Genomic DNA, 17,629 nt, shown 5'->3' with positions numbered 1-17,629 from the left:
AACCCCGCCGTACCGGGGGGAGTCAAGGCACGCCGGGCGGGAATCCGGGAGACGTAAGGCCGGGCCCGTACGCAACTGTACGCGCGAGTAGTTAACCAAAGTTCCGGATTGCCCACCCGAACGGGGTGGGAAGGCTCCCCCGGTACGACGCACCAGGCACCACAGCACCGCAGCAGGAACCGTCGCCCGCACACCCGGCCCATACCCATGTCGACGCGGACAGGAGCGGTCATGCCCGCCACGCACCACTCGTCAGCACCGGTGACCCCCGGCAAGGCGGCCGGCAGAAAACCGGCCCGGCCGGCCCACACGGCCCCACCGCCGGACGCGACCCCGACCGCCGCGCCCGAGCCCCCCGCCGGGGGGCCCGTGACGGGCCGTATCCCGGTCCTGGACGTGCGGCCGGTGGTCCAGGGCGGGCGCAGGCCCGCGAAGGCGGTGCCCGGCGAGGTCTTCGAGGTGTCGGCCACCGTGTTCCGCGAGGGGCACGACGCGGTCGCCGCCGATGTCGTGCTGCGCGACCCGGACGGCCGGCCCGGCCCCTTCACCCCGATGCGTGAACTCGCCCCGGGCACCGACCGCTGGGGCGCCCTGGTCAGCGCGGACCGGACCGGCACCTGGACCTACTCGGTGGAGGCGTGGTCCGACCCGGTCGCCACCTGGCGGCACACCGCCGAGATCAAGATCCCGGCCGGCATCGACACCGAGGCCGTACTGGAGGAGGGCGCGCGGCTGTACGAGCGGGCGGCCGCCGGGGTCCCGGCGAAGCACCGGGACACCGTGCTGGACGTGGTCAGGGCCCTGCGGGACGAGGACCGCCCGGCCGCCTGGCGCCTGGCCTCGGCCCTGGCCCCGGAGGTCTCCGAGGTCCTCGCCCGCCACCCCCTGCGCGAACTCGTGACGGCCTCCGACCCCCTCCCCCTGCTGGTGGAGCGGCAACGGGCGCTGTACGGCTCCTGGTACGAGTTCTTCCCGCGCTCGGAGGGGACGCTGGACGAACCGCACGGCACGTTCCGGACGGCCCAGAAGCGTCTTGAGGCCATCGCGGAGATGGGCTTCGACGTGGTGTACCTGCCTCCGATCCATCCGATCGGGACCACGCACCGCAAGGGCCGCAACAACACGCTGACCGCGACCCCGGACGACGTCGGTGTCCCCTGGGCGATCGGCTCCCCCGAGGGCGGCCACGACGCCGTCCACCCCGACCTCGGCACCCTCGAGGACTTCGACCACTTCGTGGGCCGGGCACGGGAGTTGGGCCTCGAAGTCGCCCTGGACTTCGCGTTGCAGTGCTCCCCGGACCACCCGTGGGTGGAGAAGCACCCGCAGTGGTTCCACCACCGCCCCGACGGCACCATCGCCTATGCCGAGAACCCGCCGAAGAAGTACCAGGACATCTACCCCATCGCCTTCGACGCCGACATGGACGGCCTGGTCACCGAGACCGTACGGGTGCTCCGGCACTGGATGGAGCACGGCGTCCGCATCTTCCGCGTCGACAACCCCCACACCAAGCCCGTGGTGTTCTGGGAGCGCGTGATCGGGGAGATCAACCACGCCGACCCGGACGTCATCTTCCTGGCGGAGGCCTTCACCCGCCCCGCGATGATGCACACCCTCGCCCAGATCGGCTTCCAGCAGTCCTACACCTACTTCACCTGGCGCAACAGCAAGCAGGAGTTGACGGAGTACCTCACCGAACTCTCGGGGGAGGCGGCGGCCTACATGCGGCCCAACTTCTTCGCCAACACCCCCGACATCCTGCACGCCTACCTCCAGCAGGGCGGGCGCCCCGCTTTCGAGGTGCGCGCGATCCTCGCGGCGACCCTCTCCCCCGCCTGGGGCATCTACAGCGGCTACGAACTCTGTGAGAACGAGCCGTTGAAGGCGGGCAGCGAGGAGTACTGGGACTCCGAGAAGTACCAGCTCAAGCCCAGGGACTGGGAGGCGGCCGCCCGCGAGGGCCGCACCATCGCGCCGCTCATCACCCGGCTCAACGTCATCCGCCGGGAGAACCCGGCCCTGCACCAGCTCAGGGACATCCACTTCCACCACGCGGACCAGGACGGAGTGATCGTCTACTCCAAGCGCAGTGGTTCGAACACGGTTCTGGTGGTCGCCAACCTCGACCCGCACCACACCCAGGAGGCCACGGTCTCGTTGGACATGCCGCAACTCGGCCTCGACTGGCACGAGTCGGTGCCGGTGCGCGACCTGCTCACCGGCGAGTCCTATCTCTGGGGCAGGGCCAACTATGTGCGACTCGAACCGGGTCGTCGACCCGCGCATGTGTTCTCGGTTCTGCGACCGTCCAACCCGCGGATCGGAGGGTCACCCGCCATATGATCGTCAACGAGCCCGTTCCCGACACCTTCGAGGACACGCCCGCCAAGGACCGGGACCCCGAGTGGTTCAAACGTGCCGTCTTCTACGAGGTCCTGGTCCGCTCATTCCAGGACAGCAACGGCGACGGTGTCGGTGACCTGAAGGGTCTGACCGCCAAACTCGACTACCTGCAATGGCTCGGCGTGGACTGCCTCTGGCTCCCGCCGTTCTTCAAGTCTCCGCTGCGCGACGGCGGTTACGACGTCTCCGACTACACGGCCGTGCTCCCCGAGTTCGGGGACCTCGCGGACTTCGTGGAGTTCGTCGACGCCGCGCACCAGCGGGGCATGCGGGTCATCATCGACTTCGTCATGAACCACACCAGTGACCAGCACCCGTGGTTCCAGGAGTCCCGCAACAACCCCGACGGCCCGTACGGGGACTACTACGTCTGGGCCGACGACGACAAGCAGTTCCAGGACGCCCGGATCATCTTCGTCGACACCGAGGCGTCGAACTGGACCTACGACCCGGTGCGCAAGCAGTACTACTGGCACCGCTTCTTCTCGCACCAGCCGGACCTGAACTACGACAACCCGGCCGTGCAGGAGGAGATGATCTCGGCACTGAAGTTCTGGCTGGACCTCGGCATCGACGGGTTCCGGCTGGACGCGGTGCCGTATCTCTACCAGCGCGAGGGCACCAACTGCGAGAACCTCCCCGAGACCCACGACTTCCTGAAGCGGGTCCGCAAGGAGGTCGACGAGCAGTACGCCGACAAGGTCGTGCTGGCGGAGGCCAATCAGTGGCCCGAGGACGTGGTCGACTACTTCGGCGACTACTCCACCGGCGGCGACGAATGCCACATGGCCTTCCACTTCCCGGTCATGCCCCGCATCTTCATGGCCGTCCGCCGCGAAAGCCGCTACCCGGTCTCGGAGATCCTCGCCAAGACCCCCGCCATCCCCACCAACTGCCAGTGGGGCATCTTCCTGCGCAACCACGACGAGCTGACCCTCGAAATGGTCACCGACGAGGAACGCGACTACATGTGGGCCGAATACGCGAAAGACCCGCGTATGCGCGCCAACATCGGCATCCGCCGCCGCCTCGCCCCCCTCCTCGACAACGACCGCAACCAGATCGAGCTCTTCACCGCCCTCCTGCTCTCCCTGCCCGGCTCGCCGATCCTCTACTACGGCGACGAGATCGGCATGGGCGACAACATCTGGCTCGGCGACCGCGACGCCGTCCGCACGCCCATGCAGTGGACCCCCGACCGCAACGCGGGTTTCTCCTCCTGCGACCCCGGCCGGCTCTTCCTGCCCACGATCATGGACCCGGTCCACGGCTACCAGGTCACCAACGTCGAAGCCTCCATGTCCTCCCCGTCCAGCCTCCTGCACTGGACCCGCCGCATGATCGAGATCCGCAAACAGAACCCCGCCTTCGGCCTGGGGTCGTACACCGAGCTGGTCTCGTCCAACCCGGCGGTGCTGGCGTTCCTGCGGGAGTACGAGGACGACATCGTGGTCTGCGTGCACAACTTCTCGCGGTTCGCGCAGCCCACCGAGCTGGATCTGCGCCAGTTCACCGGGCGGCACCCGGTGGAGCTGTTCGGCGGGGTGCGCTTCCCGGCGGTCGGCGAGTTGCCGTACCTGCTGACGCTGGCCGGGCACGGCTTCTACTGGTTCCGGCTGCGCCAGGACGCCGCGTAGTGCGATCGAGCGGGGCGGCCACCGGTTTCCGCCGCCCCGCTCGGGGCACCGTTCAGTAACACCCCGACGACCCGGGGAAAGGACGTGACGCCCATGGCGGAAACGGTCACCCCCTCCAGCACGTCAGGTACTACAGCCGAGCTGCTCGAATCGCTCGACCCCCTGCTGCGCGAATGGCTGCCCCGGCAGCGCTGGTTCGCCGGGAAGGGGCGCGCGGTCACCGGTTTCGATCTGGTGGCCGCCACCGAACTCCTGCCTCCCGAGGGAAGGCTGGGTCTCTATCACCTGCTCCTGCGCGTCCACCAGCCGCCGGTGCCGGGCGCTCCCGCGCAGCCCGGTGACTGCTACCAGTTGCTGATAGGTGTGCGCGAGGCGCTGCCGCCCCGGCTGGCGCCCGCGCTGATCGGCCATGTCGTGGACGGCCCGCTCGACGGGCGCACGGTCTACGACGCCCTGTACGACCCCCGGCCCGCCGAGGTGCTGCTGGAGGCCCTGCGCACCGGCGCCCGCGTCGGCGCGCTGCGCTTCGAGCGGGACCCGGCGCACGAGATCCGGGACCAGCTGGTGGCCCGGCTGATGACCGCCGAGCAGTCCAACTCCTCGGTGGTGTACGGCGATACGTTCATCCTCAAGCTGTTGCGCCGGGTCACCGCCGGCATCAACCCCGACCTCGAGCTGCCGCTCGCGCTGGCCCGTGAGGGCTGCGCGCGGGTGCCCGCGCCGGTGGCCTGGCTGCGCGCCGACCTGGACACCGAGCCGTACGTCCTCGCCGTGCTCCAGCCCTTCATGAACGGCGCGACCGACGGCTGGGAGCTGGCCCTGCGCGAGCTGGCCAAGGGCGGGGACTTCACCCACGAGGCGCGGGCGCTCGGCCGGGCCACCGCCGAGGTGCACACCGCCCTCGCCCGCGCCCTGCCGACCGTCACCCTCGGCCATGCCCAACTGGAGCTGTTGGCCGGCGGGATGACCGAGCGGCTGGCGGCAGCCGTACAGGCGGTGCCCGCGCTGCGGCCGTACGAGACGGGGCTGCGCTCGGCGTTCGAGGCGCTGGCCGACCTGGCCCGCGAGGGGCAGACCTGGACCGCGCAGCGGGTGCACGGCGATCTGCACCTCGGGCAGTGCCTGCGCTCGCCCGGCGACGGCTGGTCGCTGATCGATTTCGAGGGTGAGCCGTCCCGCCCGCTGGCCGAGCGGCGCATGCCGCAGCCCGCGGTGCGCGACATCGCGGGCATGCTGCGTTCCTTCGACTACGCGGCCCACTCCGCGAAGACCCCGGCGCCCGACTGGGCGCACGCCTGCCGGGCCGCCTACTGCACCGGGTACGCCGAGGTCACCGGCCGCGACCCCCGTACCGACCCGGTGATGCTGCGCGCGTACGAGACCGACAAGGCGATCTACGAGGTCGTCTACGAGGCCCGGCACCGGCCCGAGTGGCTGGCGGTCCCGATGTCGGCGGTGCGCCGCCTCGCCACGCCCGACCTGTCTTGAGCCCGACCTGACCCCGACCGGGAGACTCGTCCGTGACGTCCAAGAAGCCAGCCGGCCCGAAGAGCAAGTCCGGCAAGAAGCAGGCCAAGTCCTCGCAGGCGGCACCGGTGAAGCAGGTCCGGGCGAAACCCGGCAGGCAGGCGGACTCACCGGAGAACGCGCCGGCGATCCCGAAGGCGCGGACGCCGGAGGTGCCCGCGGTGCCTGCCGTGTCCCCGGCCCTGGACCCGGCCGACCGTGAGCGGCTGCTCGCGGGCACGCATCACGACCCGCACACCGTGCTGGGCGCGCACCCGGTGCCCGGCGGGGTCGCCGTCCGGGTGTTCCGGCCGCACGCGGAGGCGGTGACGGTCGTCCTCGAGGACGTGCGGGCGGAGCTGCGCGACGACGGCGAGGGCTTCTTCTCCGGCCTGCTCCCGCTGACCGAGGTCCCGGCCTACCGGCTGCTGGTGTCCTACGACGGCACGGTGCACGAGACCGAGGACCCGTACCGCTTCCTGCCCACGCTCGGCGAGCTGGACCTGCATCTGCTGGGCGAGGGGCGGCACGAGGAGCTGTGGCAGGCGCTCGGGTCGCGGGTGCTGACGCAGCAGGGCGTGACCGGGACCCGGTTCGCGGTCTGGGCGCCGAACGCGCTCGGGGTGCGGGTCGCGGGCGGCTTCGACTTCTGGGACGCGACCGGGTTCCCGATGCGCTCGCTGGGCTCCACCGGGGTGTGGGAGCTGTTCGTGCCGGGGGTCGGGGAGGGGGAGCTGTACAAGTTCGAGATCACCCGCCCGGACGGCTCGCGCACCCTGCGCGCGGACCCGATGGCCCGGCGTACGGAGGTGCCGCCGGCCACCTCCTCGATCGTGGATGTCTCGCGCCACGAGTGGGGCGACGCGGAGTGGATGGCCCACCGCGCGGACCGCCCGGTGCACGAGGCACCCTTCTCGGTGTACGAGGTGCACCTGCCGTCCTGGCGACCCGGACTGACGTACCGCCAGCTCGCCGAGCAGCTTCCCGCGTACGTCGGTGATCTCGGCTTCACCCACGTCGAGTTGATGCCGGTGGCCGAGCATCCCTTCGGAGGCTCCTGGGGCTATCAGGTCACCGGGTTCTACGCCCCGACGGCCCGGCTCGGTACGCCCGACGACTTCAAGTACCTGGTGGACAAGCTGCATCAGGCGGGCATCGGGGTGCTGATGGACTGGGTGCCCGCCCACTTCCCGCGCGACGAGTGGGCGCTGGCCGAGTTCGACGGGCGGCCGCTGTACGAGCACGGCGATCCGCTGCGGGCCGCCCATCCGGACTGGGGCACGCTGGAGTTCGACTTCGGGCGGCGCGAGGTGCGGAACTTCCTGGTGGCCAACGCGGTGTACTGGTGCGAGGAGTTCCACATCGACGGGCTGCGCGTGGACGCGGTCGCCTCGATGCTCTACCTGGACTACTCGCGCGAGGCGGGCCAGTGGACGCCGAACGAGTTCGGCGGGCGGGAGAACCTGGACGCGGTCGCCTTCCTCCAGGAGATGAACGCCACCGTCTACCGGCGCTGCCCCGGCGTGGTCACCATCGCCGAGGAGTCCACCGCCTGGGACGGCGTGACCCGGCCGACCCACCACAAGGGCCCGAGCGGCTTCGGCGGGCTGGGCTTCGGGCTGAAGTGGAACATGGGCTGGATGCACGACTCGCTGGCGTACATGAGCCACGAACCGGTGCACCGCAAGTACCACCACCACGAGATGACCTTCTCGATGGTGTACGCGTACAGCGAGAACTACGTACTGCCCATCTCCCACGACGAGGTCGTGCACGGCAAGCGGTCGCTGGTCTCCAAGATGCCGGGCGACTGGTGGCAGCAGCGCGCCAATCTCCGGGCCTACCTGGCCTTCATGTGGGCCCATCCGGGCAAGCAGCTCCTCTTCATGGGACAGGAGTTCGCGCAGGGCGCCGAGTGGTCCGAGGCGCACGGACCGGACTGGTGGGTGCTGGACCCGGCCTACGGCGCCGAGTCCGAGCACCGGGGCGTGCGGGAGCTGGTGCGCGACCTGAACACCGCGTACCGGGCGACCCCGGCCCTGTGGGAGCGGGACACCGATCCGGCGGGGTTCGAGTGGATCGTCGGGGACGCGGCGGAGGACAACGTCTTCGCCTTCCTGCGCCGCGACGCGGAGGGCGGCCCGCTGCTGTGCGTCACCAACCTCTCCCCGCTGGCCCGCCACGACTACCGCCTCGGCGTCCCCGACGACGTCCCCGCCTGGCACGAGACCCTCAACACCGACCTCGCCCGCTACGGCGGCGGCGATGTCGCGGGTCAGGGCACGGTCAAGCCGGAACCCCAGCCCTGGCACGGCCGCCCGGCCAGCATCCGCCTGACGCTGCCGCCGTTGGCCACGGTGTGGCTGCGGCCGGCGTGAGACCGCGACCGTCCGGGGGCCCGTCGGCCGGCCCCCGGACGGAGCCCGGTCATCCCTTGAGCGCCGCCGGGACCTCGCCGGTGTGCAGCACGCCAAGGCGCTGGGTGGCGCGGGTGAGGGCCACGTACAGGTCACTGGTGCCGTAGGCGGCGGGGTCGACGACCAGCACCGAGTCGAATTCCAGGCCCTTGGACTGGCGGGGGTCGAGCAGGACCACGTTCCGGGTGAGATCGGGCTCGGCGCCCGCCGTGACGCCGTCCAGCGCGCCGGCGACGGTGGCGTGCAGGGCGCGCGGGGCGATGACCGCGAGCCGTCCCTCGGCCGGGGTCAGCTCGGCAACCGCCCGCGCGACCGCGCCGGGCAGGTCGCCGGAGGCGTCGCGCACCCAGGGGCGTACGCCGGTGGAGCGGACCGAGCTGGGCGGCTCGAAGTCCGGGTGCTCGGCGCGGACCACGGCGGCGGCCAGGTCCATGATCTCGGACGGGGTGCGGTAGTTGACGCCCAGCCGGGTGTGCTCCCAGCGGTCCTCGACGTACGGCTGAAGGATCTTTGACCAGGAGCCGACCCCGGCCGCCTCGGCGGTCTGCACCGGGTCCCCGACCAGGGTCATGGAGCGGGTCGGGCTGCGCCGCATCAGCAGCCGCCACGCCATCGGGGACAGCTCCTGCGCCTCGTCCACGATGATGTGCCCGAACGCCCAGGTCCGGTCGGCGGCCGCGCGCTCGGCGGCGCTGCGGTGGTCGTCCTCCTCGTGCCGCTCGGCGAACCGCTCGGCGTCGATGATGTCGTGCGCCGAGAGCACCTCGGAGGACTCCGGGTCGTCCTCCTCCTTGTCGTCGAACTCGTAGGTGCGGGACGCGTACGACACGTCCAGCACGCCCTGCGCGTACGCGATCTGCGTCTCGCGTTCCCGGTCGGCGCGGGCGCGGGCCAGCCGGTCGTCCTCGCCGAGGAGTTCGGCCGCCTCGTCCAGCAGGGGCACGTCCGCGACGGTCCAGGCGCGGGTGACGGGACGGCGTACCGCGTCGGCGTCCTTGGGCGAGAGGTGGCCGTCGGGCTCGGCGAGGAAGTCCGCGACCAGCCGGCGCGGGGTGATCCGGGGCCACAACTGGTCGATGGCGGACCAGACTTCGGGGTTCTCGGCGAGTTCGTCGCGGATCTGGGTGATGTCGGCAGGGTCGAGCAGGCTGCTGCCGTCGTAGGGGTCGGTGCCCACGCGCTCGGCGTACAGGTCGGTGAGGGTGTTGAGGATGTGGCCCTCGAAGTGCTCGCGGGCCGCGTTGTGCGGCAGCTTGGCCGCGCGGGTGCGCTCGCGGGCGGTGGCGACCAGGCCCTCGTCGAGCATCAGCACCTCACGGTCGTGCTCGATGGCGATCACCGGGTCCGGCAGCGCCTGCCGCTCGGCCACGACGGCAGCGAGCACGTCGGCCATCTCCGCGCGGCCCTTGACCACGGCCGCCTCGGGGGTGTCGGTGGCGGTGGCCTTCACGCCGGGGAACAGCTCCCCGACCGTGGCCAGCAGGACGCCGGTCTCGCCGAGCGAGGGCAGCACCTCGCCGATGTAGCCGAGGAAGGCGGGGTTGGGGCCGACGATGAGCACCGCGCGGCGGGCGAGCAGGTCGCGGTGCTCGTAGAGCAGGTAGGCGGCGCGGTGCAGGGCGACCGCGGTCTTGCCGGTGCCGGGGCCGCCCTCGACCACCATCACGCCCCGGTGGGGCGCCCGGATGATGTCGTCCTGCTCCGCCTGGATGGTCTGCACGATGTCGTTCATGCGGCCGGTGCGGGCGGTGTTCAGCGCGGCGAGCAGGACGGCGTCGCCGGTGGGGTCCTCGTAGCCGGTGCGGGTGTCGTCGCCGAGGTCGAGGATCTCGTCGTGCAGCGCGGTGACGGTGTGGCCCTCGCTGGTGATGTGCCGGCGGCGGCGCAGGCCCATCGGGGTGTGGCCGGTGGCCACGTAGAAGGGGCGGGCGACGTCGGCGCGCCAGTCGATGAGGACGGGGGTGCGCTCGGTGTCCTCGCGGCGCAGGCCGATACGGCCGATGTGGTGGGTGGTGCCGTCGGCGAGGTCGATCCGGCCGAAGCAGAGCGAGCCGTCGACGGAGTTCAGCGCGGCGAGCAGCCCGGAGCGCTCGGCGACCAGGATGTCCCGCTCCAGGCGTGCCTGCTGGGGCTTGTCGCCCTGGGCGAGGGCGTCCCTGACGCCGGTCTCGGCGTCGCCGCGCAGCTCGTCCACGCGCTCGTAGAGTCCGTCGATGAATTCCTGCTCGAACCGCAATTCATCGTCCGGAAATTCGGTGTTTGACAATTCCACTCCCGCCCGCATATACTGTGCTCATCAAGCTTCCGCATGACCTCTTAAAGAAGTCGTGAACGGTCCAATATACCGAAAGAAATCCCCCGGGCGCCAATGCCTGGGGGATTTCTTTGCTTGCGGGGTGCTTTCTCAGAGCAGGTCGGCCAGCTCCTCCAGCAGCTTGCGCCTGGGCCGGGCGCCGACCATGGAGCGCACCGGTTCACCGTCCTGGAAGACCAGGAGGGTGGGGGTGGAGAGCACCTGGTAGGCGATGGTGGTGCCGGGGTTGCGGTCCACGTCGAGCTGGACCACCTTCAGCCGGTCGCCCTCCCTGAAGGCGATGTCCTTCAGCACCGGCGCGAGCTGCCGGCAGGGCCCGCACCAGTCGGCGGTGAACTGCACCAGCACCGGGAGATCGGAGCCGAGCACCTCCGCCTCGAAATTCGCGTCCGTGACCTCGTCAAGACCGCTGATGACAGTCATGCCCTTCGCCCTCCCAGCTCGCACACGGGTTCCGGACCCCCCGGAACCAGCGCCTCGGCGGCCAGCCCGGCCCGCGCCTCCTCGGCCCGCAGCAGCTGCCCCGCGACCGTCTCCCGCACCGCCATCAGCTCCCCGATGAGCCCGTCCAGCTCATCCAGCTTCCGCCGGTACACGGCCTGCGACGCCGGACACGCGTCCCCCTCCGGGTGCCCGGCCCGCAGACACTCCACGAACGGCCGCGTCTCCTCCAGCTCGAACCCGAAGCCCCGGAGCGTCCGGATCTGCGTCAGCAGCACGAGATCCCGCTCGTCGTACCGCCGATGCCCGTTGCCGTCCCGCCGCGCGGGCAACAGCCCCCGCGTCTCGTAGTACCGCAGCGCCCGCACGGTCGTCCCGGCGCGCTCGGCCAGCTCACCGATTCGCATGGCTTCGACGGTAGGGGGTGACGTGGGCGTCAGGGCAAGGCGGCCGGGGCGGGGAAATGTGCCGCTCCGCGAAACTCCGGAGCGGCACGTCGGCCGATGTCAGTGGGCGGCGGCCCCTACGGGGGTTTCTTCCGGCTTCTCGGCAACCTCCGCCGGAGGCGCCGTTTTTTCCCGCCCCGGCAGCAGCACGGCCACCACGACCGTGCCCACGCCCAGGACGACCGCTCCGATCAGGCTCGTATGCGCCACCGCGTCCGAGAACGACGACCCCACGGCCTCCGCCATGCGGTGCGCGCCCGTCGCCAACGAGGACGCCTGTTGCTTGAGTTGGGCCGCCTGCTGCGGGTCGCCCGCAGCGGCCGCCTTCGCGGCGAGCGCCTGGGCCTTCTCGCCGATGGCCTGCGCCACCGCGTACCCCGCCCCCACCGAGTCCTGCGCCGTGGCGAGGGCCTGGGCCGGAAGGCCGCTCCCCTTCGTCGCCGACGTCAGATGGTCGTCGTACGAGGTCGCCAGCAGGGAGCCCAGGATCGCGATGCCGAGCGAGCCGCCCAGTTCGAGCGACGTGTCGTTGACCGCGCCGCCCACGCCCAGTTCGGACTCCGGGAACGCGCCCATGATCGCGTCCGTGCAGGGGGAGAGGGCGAGGCCGATGGCGAGGCCCAGGATCACCAGGGACGGGACGAAGTCGGCGTACGTCGAGCCCGCGTCGACGCGGGTCAGCAGCGCGAGCGCCACCGTGCCGGCGACCATGCCCGCGCCGACCGTCCAGCGCATGCCGACGCGGGGGGTGAGGTAGCCGGTGAGGGCGGAGCCGGCGAACACCGCGCCGGCCAGGGGGAGCATGCGGACGCCGGTCTCCAGGGCGTCGTAGCCGAGGACGAACTGGAGGTGCTGGGTGAGGTAGTAGAACGCGCCGAAGACGGCGAGGAAGAAGAGGGCGACCGCGAGGTTGGAGCCCGCGAAGCGGCGGTCGGTGAAGCGGCGTACGTCCAGCACCGGGCGCGGGTGGCGAAGCTCCCACAGGACGAAGGCGATCAGGCCGACGCCCGCCACGACCGCGGCGGTCACCGCCTTGACGCCCCACCCGAAGTGCGGTCCCTCGATGATCATGTACACCAGTGCGGCGATCGACAGCACGGACAGCAGCCCGCCGACGTAGTCGATGCGCTCATGGTGACCGGCCTTGGACGGCGGTACGAGCACCAGGGTGCCGACGATCGCCACGGCGGCGACCGGCACGTTGATCAGGAAGGTCGAGGCCCAGCCGTGGTCCCGCAGCAGCGCGCCCGCGACGACCGGGCCGGCCGCGATGGCGAGGCCCGCGGTGGCGGTCCACAGGGTGATCGCCTTGACCCGCTCGGCGCGCGGGAAGGTCGCCGCCAGCAGCGAGAGCGTCGCGGGCATGATCAGCGCCGCGCCGACGCCCATGACCGCGCGGGCCGCGATGACGGTGGCCGCCGAGTCCGCGAGGTTGCCGAACACCGCGCCGCCACCGAAGACGACGAGGCCGAGGATCAGCGCCCCGCGCCGGCTGTACTTGTCACCGATCGCGCCCAGCAGCAGCATCAGCGCGGCGTACGGGACGGTGTAGCCGTCGATGACCCACTGGAGGTCCGCGCTGGACAGCCCCAGGTCACGGGTCATGTCGGGCGCCGCGACCGTGAGGGCGGTGTTGGCCATCACGATGATCAGCAGGCTGAGGCAGAGCACGAGCAGTGCCCACCAGCGCCGGGCGTACGGGCGCTCCATCCTCTCGACCGGTTCGTTCATGACGAGTCGCATGACAGCGGCTGACCTTCCTCGACATCAGGCACAACAGGAACTTGCACAGTGGCGTGCAATTGCACAACCATGTGCAATGTACGACCTTGCACAGTGCCGTGCAAGTCGAGAAGGTGTGCACAATGACTGCCATGACCACGGGTAACCCCAGCCGCGCCGACACCAACCGCCGCCGCATCCTCGACGTCGCCCTCGCCGAGCTGCTGCGCGACCCGGACGCCTCGATGGACCAGATCGCGCGCGCCGCCGGTGTCGTACGGCGCACGGTGTACGGCCACTTCCCCAGCCGGGAGGCGCTGATCGGCACGCTCGTCGACGAGGCGGTGCGGGTGCTGACGGATGCGGACCTGTGCGCCCGGGACGACGGGGCCGGGCCGGCCGACGCGGTGGCCCGTTCCGTGCTCGCGGTGTGGGAGATCGCCGACCGCTACCGTCTGCTGATCGCGCTGGCCCAGCGCACGGTCACCGTCCAGGGCATCCGCGACCGCCTCGCCCCCCTGCGCGAGGAGAAGACGCGGGTGCTCCAACGTGGTCTGGACGAAGGGGTGTTCAGCTCACCGCTGCCCGCCGCCGCGCTGGCCTTCGTGCACGAGCAACTCCTCTTCGCGGTCATGGAGGCGGTGAACGAGGGGCTGCTCCCGGCCGAGGAGGCGGGCCACGCGGCGGCGGTCACCGCGCTCACGGCGGCGGGCGTACCGAACGAGGCGGCAAAGGAGTTGGTGGCCCGCGCGAGCGAGACGGCATGAAAGACCGGCCGCCCGGCCCCGGTTCAGGCGGGGTCGGGCGGCCGGCGACAGAAGGCCCTTCAGGCGGGCCCCGGAAGACACCTCGGCCAGAGGCTCCTCACGCCTTGGCGACTTCCTTCCCGCCCTCCCCCTCGGCCGAGGTCGAAGGGGAAGACGGCTCGTCCTCCCGCCCCTCGTCCAGCAACGTCGTCTCGTCGAACGGCAGCTCGCCGGCGAGCACCCGCCGCACCCGCTCCGAGTCGATCTCCTTCGTCCACGTCCCGATCAGCACCGTGGCGACGGAGTTGCCCGCGAAGTTGGTCAGCGCCCGTGCCTCGCTCATGAACCGGTCGATGCCGACCACCAGGCCGATCCCGTCCACCAGCGCCGGCTTGTGCGACTGGAGACCGCCCGCGAGCGTGGCGAGCCCGGCGCCGCTGACGCCCGCCGCGCCCTTGGACGCCAGCAGCAGGAACAGCAGCAACGGGATCTGCTCGCCGAGCGACATCGGCGTACCCAGCGCGTCCGCGATGTAGAGGGATGCCATGGTCATGTAGATCATGGTCCCGTCGAGGTTGAACGAGTACCCGGTCGGCACGGTGATGCCGACGACCGCCTTGCTGACGCCGAGGTGCTCCATCTTGGCGATGAGCCTCGGCAGCGCGGACTCCGAGGACGAGGTCGACAGGATCAGCAGGAACTCGCGGGCGAGGTACTTCAGCAGAAGGAAAATGTTCAGCCCCGAGACGATGCGCAGCAGCGCGCCGAGCACCACGAAGACGAACAGCACGCAGGTGAGGTAGAAGCCGAACATCAACACGGCGAGGCTCTTGAGCGCGTCGATGCCCGACGAGCCGACGACGGCCGCGATCGCGCCGAACGCGCCGATGGGCGCGGCCCACATGACCATGGCCAGGATGCGGAAGACCAGCCGCTGGATGTGCTCGATGCCCCGCAGTACGGGCTGTCCGGCCGTGCCCAGCGCCTGCAGCGCGAAGCCGGTGAGCAGCGCGACCAGCAGGGTCTGGAGGACCTGGCCCTCGGTGAAGGCGGACACGAAGGTGACCGGGATGATCGAGAGCACGAAGTCCACCGGCGGCAGCGCGTCGGCGGACACCTGCGCGTGGCCGCTCTGGCGGAGCGCGGCGGTCAGGTGCAGGCCCTCGCCGGGGTGGAGGACGTTGCCGACGACGAGGCCGATGGTGAGCGCCACCAGCGACATCACGGTGAAGTAGCCGAGCGCGATGCCACCGACCGCGCCCACCTTCGCGGCCTTCCGTACGGAGCCGATGCCGAGCACGATCGTGCAGAAGATGACCGGCGAGATCATCATCTTGATTAGGTTCACGAACCCGGTGCCGAGCGGCTTCAGCTCCACCCCGGCGTCGGGCCAGATCAGGCCCACGGCGATGCCGAGCGCGACCGCCACGATGACGGCTATGTACAGGTAATGGGTACGGTCCCGCTTCACGGCGGGGGCGGCTGGTGCCGTACCGGGGGTGCTGGCGGCCACGACTGCTCTCCTTGACGTCTTCGTCGGCATGACCGGCGTGCGGCTCACGTCCGGGCGTTGCAGGGGATCGCGGAGACTATCTCCCGCCGTGTGAGGGCGGTCACCCTTCCGTTCATTTAGTTCATGCCCGAACGGCCAGGCACACTGCTGGCATGCGTGCCCCCGCCCTCCCCCGACCCCGCAGCCTGGCGGGCCAGCTCTTCGCCATGCAGGCGGTGCTGGTCGCGGTGGTGGTGGCCGGGTACGCGCTGTTCACCTACGTCAGCGACCAGCGCCAGGCGCGGGACGCGGCGGAACGCCAGGTCACGGCGGTGGCCCGGTCCATCGCGGACGCGCCCTCGGTGCGGGCGGCGATCCGTACCCCGGACCCCTCCGCCGAGCTCGAGCCGTACGCGCTGCGGGTGATGCGGGACACCGAGGTGGACTTCGTCACGATCATGGACCCGCGGGGCATCCGCTGGACCCATCCGTCGCGGGACGAGATAGGCCGGCGCTTCCTCGGCCGGACCGGGCCCGCCCTGCGGGGGCACACCTTCACCGAGACGTACACCGGCACGCTGGGCCCGTCCGTGCGCGCGGTGACTCCGGTGACGGACGGGGGCCGGGTGGTGGGGCTGGTCAGCGCCGGGATCAAGGTGGAGGCGATCAGCGCGCGGGTCCAGGACCAGGTGACGGCGCTGCTCGGGGTGGCGGGGGCGGCGCTGTTGCTGGGGGCGGTGGGTACGTACGTGATCAACGCGCGGCTGCGGCGGCACACCCACGGGATGAACGCGGCCGAGCTGAGCCGGATGCACGACTACCACCAGGCGGCGCTGCACGCGGTGCGCGAGGGGCTGCTGATGCTGGACGGGCGGTACCGGGTGGCGCTGATCAACGACGGCGGACGCGAGCTGCTCGGGGTCGGCGGCCAGGTGGTCGGTCTGCCGGTCGCGGAGCTGGGGCTGCCGGGGCCGCTCACGGGGGCGCTGCTGTCCTCGGAGCCGCGGGTCGACGAGGTGCACCTGACCGCGTCCCGCGTGCTGGTGGTCAACACCTCGCCGGTATCCGGCGGGGAGCACCGGGGTACGGTCGTCACGCTCCGGGACGTGACCGAACTCCAGTCACTGATGGGCGAGCTGGACTCCGAGCGCGGGTTCAGCCAGGCCTTGCGGTCGCAGGCGCACGAGGCGGCGAACCGGCTGCACACCGTGGTCTCCCTGATCGAGCTGGGGCGGGCGGAGGAGGCGGTGGAGTTCGCCACGGCCGAGCTGGAGCTGGCCCAGACGCTCACCGACCAGGTGGTCGCGGCGGTGGGTGAGCCGGTGCTGGCCGCGCTGCTGCTGGGCAAGACGGCGCAGGCGCACGAGCGGGGCGTGGAGCTGGTCGTCTCGCCCGAGAGCCGGCTCGACGACGGCGTGCTCCCGCCGGACCTCGCGGTGCGCGACCTCGTCACCATCCTGGGCAACCTGATCGACAACGCGGTGGACGCGGCGCAGGGCAGCGCGCGGGCGCGGGTCACGGTGACGGCGTACGCGGCCGGCGAGGCACTGCTGCTGCGCGTGGCAGACACCGGTCCCGGCGTCGACCCGGCCCACGCCGACCTCGTCTTCCGACGCGGCTTCACCACCAAGCCGGCCGGCCCCGGCGGGCGGGGCCTCGGTCTGGCACTGGCCCGCCAGACGGTCACCCGGCTCACGGGCACGCTGACGGTCACCGAGGCGGAGGGCGGGGGTGCGGCGTTCGAGGCCCGGCTGCCGCTCGGGCCGCCGGGAGGCGGCGTATGACCCCCGAGCAGCCACCCATCCGTGTCCTGGTCGTGGAGGACGACCCGGTGGCGGCGGACGCGCATGTCCTCTACGTCGGCCGGGTGCCGGGCTTCGTCGCCGTCGGCAAGGCGGGAACCGGTGCCGCCGCCCGCCGCGTCCTGGAGCGCACCCCGGTCGACCTCCTCCTGCTCGACCTGCACCTCCCCGACGTGCACGGCCTCCAGCTCGCCCGCTCCCTGCGCGCGGCGGGCCACCAGGCGGACGTCATCGCGGTCACCTCGGCCCGCGACCTGGCGGTGGTCCGCGAGGGTGTCTCGCTGGGCGTGGTGCAGTACGTCCTGAAGCCCTTCACCTTCGCCACCCTCCGCGACCGCCTGCTCCGCTACGCGGACTACCACGCGGCGGCAGGCGAAGCGAGCGGTCAGGACGAGGTGGACCAGGCCCTGGCCACCCTCCGCACCCCGGCCCCGCCCACACTCCCCAAGGGCCTGAGCGCCCCCACCCTCCAACGAGTCACAGCCGCCCTGCGCGCCACACCCACCGGCCTCACGGCAGCGGGGGTGGCCGAATCGGTGGGCATCTCCCGCATCACGGCCCGCCGCTACCTGGAACACCTGGTGACCACGGCCAGGGCGACCAGAAGCCCCCAGTACGGCCAGGTGGGCCGCCCGGAACTGATCTACCGCTGGCTGTCCGAGGAGGAGGGAAGGGGACGTTGAAACGGGCCCCTACGAGC

Annotated in this window: 12 protein-coding genes; 7 read left to right on the top strand and 5 right to left on the bottom strand. The window is 71.4% G+C overall.

Annotated features, from left to right (window positions below):
* The first annotated feature begins 231 nt into the window (after window positions 1-231).
* The 4 genes from E5082_RS04000 (at window position 232) to glgB (ending at window position 7,927) form a co-directional block, all read left to right on the top strand.
* Window positions 232-2,346, top strand: a complete 2,115-nt coding sequence (locus E5082_RS04000; protein WP_135789861.1) for an alpha-1,4-glucan--maltose-1-phosphate maltosyltransferase — start codon at window positions 232-234, stop codon at window positions 2,344-2,346.
* The gene (gene treS, locus E5082_RS03995) at window positions 2,343-4,043 is read left to right on the top strand and encodes a maltose alpha-D-glucosyltransferase (RefSeq protein ID WP_135789860.1); all 1,701 of its coding nucleotides are present in this window, start codon (window positions 2,343-2,345) and stop codon (window positions 4,041-4,043) included. The genes E5082_RS04000 and treS overlap by 4 nt, the downstream gene beginning before the upstream one ends.
* Before the next feature lie 93 nt (window positions 4,044-4,136).
* Window positions 4,137-5,531, top strand: coding sequence for a maltokinase N-terminal cap-like domain-containing protein (locus E5082_RS03990; RefSeq protein ID WP_190045308.1), 1,395 nt, complete (start codon window positions 4,137-4,139; stop codon window positions 5,529-5,531).
* Window positions 5,532-5,698: 167 nt separating this feature from the next.
* Complete coding sequence (gene glgB / locus E5082_RS03985; protein ID WP_373310066.1) at window positions 5,699-7,927, top strand: 1,4-alpha-glucan branching enzyme; 2,229 nt, start codon at window positions 5,699-5,701, stop codon at window positions 7,925-7,927.
* 49 nt (window positions 7,928-7,976) lie between these two features.
* Here glgB and E5082_RS03980 read toward each other — a convergent pair whose 3' ends face one another.
* From E5082_RS03980 to E5082_RS03965, 4 genes are all read right to left on the bottom strand, one after another.
* Window positions 7,977-10,250: a HelD family protein gene (locus tag E5082_RS03980; protein WP_190045309.1), complete on the bottom strand. Its 2,274-nt coding sequence runs from the start codon at window positions 10,248-10,250 to the stop codon at window positions 7,977-7,979.
* Between the two features lie 120 nt (window positions 10,251-10,370).
* Entirely contained in the window at window positions 10,371-10,703 is a 333-nt protein-coding gene (locus tag E5082_RS03975; RefSeq protein ID WP_135789857.1) for a thioredoxin family protein, read from the bottom strand.
* Window positions 10,700-11,128 (bottom strand): MerR family transcriptional regulator, encoded by a 429-nt coding sequence (locus E5082_RS03970; protein WP_135789856.1) that lies wholly within the window; start codon window positions 11,126-11,128, stop codon window positions 10,700-10,702. The genes E5082_RS03975 and E5082_RS03970 overlap by 4 nt, the downstream gene beginning before the upstream one ends.
* Window positions 11,129-11,227: 99 nt before the next feature.
* The gene (locus E5082_RS03965; protein WP_135789855.1) at window positions 11,228-12,910 is read right to left on the bottom strand and encodes an MFS transporter; all 1,683 of its coding nucleotides are present in this window, start codon (window positions 12,908-12,910) and stop codon (window positions 11,228-11,230) included.
* 131 nt (window positions 12,911-13,041) lie between these two features.
* Between E5082_RS03965 and E5082_RS03960 the strand changes: the two genes are divergently transcribed.
* Window positions 13,042-13,656, top strand: coding sequence for a TetR/AcrR family transcriptional regulator (locus E5082_RS03960; protein ID WP_190045310.1), 615 nt, complete (start codon window positions 13,042-13,044; stop codon window positions 13,654-13,656).
* A 97-nt stretch (window positions 13,657-13,753) separates the two neighbouring features.
* Here the strand turns inward: E5082_RS03960 and E5082_RS03955 are convergent, their stop codons facing one another.
* Window positions 13,754-15,178, bottom strand: a complete 1,425-nt coding sequence (locus tag E5082_RS03955; protein WP_135790129.1) for a cation:dicarboxylate symporter family transporter — start codon at window positions 15,176-15,178, stop codon at window positions 13,754-13,756.
* Between the two features lie 122 nt (window positions 15,179-15,300).
* Between E5082_RS03955 and E5082_RS03950 the strand changes: the two genes are divergently transcribed.
* Together E5082_RS03950 and E5082_RS03945 are read left to right on the top strand one after the other, a co-directional pair.
* Window positions 15,301-16,911 (top strand): sensor histidine kinase, encoded by a 1,611-nt coding sequence (locus E5082_RS03950; protein WP_135789853.1) that lies wholly within the window; start codon window positions 15,301-15,303, stop codon window positions 16,909-16,911.
* On the top strand, window positions 16,908-17,612 hold the full coding sequence (locus E5082_RS03945; protein WP_135789852.1) for a response regulator: 705 nt from the start codon (window positions 16,908-16,910) through the stop codon (window positions 17,610-17,612). Before E5082_RS03950 ends, E5082_RS03945 begins: the two co-directional genes overlap by 4 nt.
* Window positions 17,613-17,629: the final 17 nt, after the last annotated feature.

Source organism: Streptomyces griseoluteus, from assembly GCF_004784465.1.
Taxonomy (GTDB): domain Bacteria; phylum Actinomycetota; class Actinomycetes; order Streptomycetales; family Streptomycetaceae; genus Streptomyces; species Streptomyces griseoluteus.
This window is presented reverse-complemented; position numbering and strand designations above follow the sequence as displayed.

Coding starts and splice junctions, on each gene's coding strand:
- E5082_RS04000 (WP_135789861.1), top strand. CDS start 232: ATGCCCGCCACGCACCACTCGTCAGCACCGGTGACCCCCGGCAAGGCG.
- E5082_RS03965 (WP_135789855.1), bottom strand. CDS start 12,910: ATGCGACTCGTCATGAACGAACCGGTCGAGAGGATGGAGCGCCCGTAC.
- E5082_RS03950 (WP_135789853.1), top strand. CDS start 15,301: ATGCGTGCCCCCGCCCTCCCCCGACCCCGCAGCCTGGCGGGCCAGCTC.
- E5082_RS03960 (WP_190045310.1), top strand. CDS start 13,042: ATGACCACGGGTAACCCCAGCCGCGCCGACACCAACCGCCGCCGCATC.
- E5082_RS03970 (WP_135789856.1), bottom strand. CDS start 11,128: ATGCGAATCGGTGAGCTGGCCGAGCGCGCCGGGACGACCGTGCGGGCG.
- treS (WP_135789860.1), top strand. CDS start 2,343: ATGATCGTCAACGAGCCCGTTCCCGACACCTTCGAGGACACGCCCGCC.
- E5082_RS03955 (WP_135790129.1), bottom strand. CDS start 15,178: ATGCCGACGAAGACGTCAAGGAGAGCAGTCGTGGCCGCCAGCACCCCC.
- E5082_RS03990 (WP_190045308.1), top strand. CDS start 4,137: ATGGCGGAAACGGTCACCCCCTCCAGCACGTCAGGTACTACAGCCGAG.
- E5082_RS03980 (WP_190045309.1), bottom strand. CDS start 10,250: ATGCGGGCGGGAGTGGAATTGTCAAACACCGAATTTCCGGACGATGAA.
- E5082_RS03975 (WP_135789857.1), bottom strand. CDS start 10,703: ATGACTGTCATCAGCGGTCTTGACGAGGTCACGGACGCGAATTTCGAG.
- E5082_RS03945 (WP_135789852.1), top strand. CDS start 16,908: ATGACCCCCGAGCAGCCACCCATCCGTGTCCTGGTCGTGGAGGACGAC.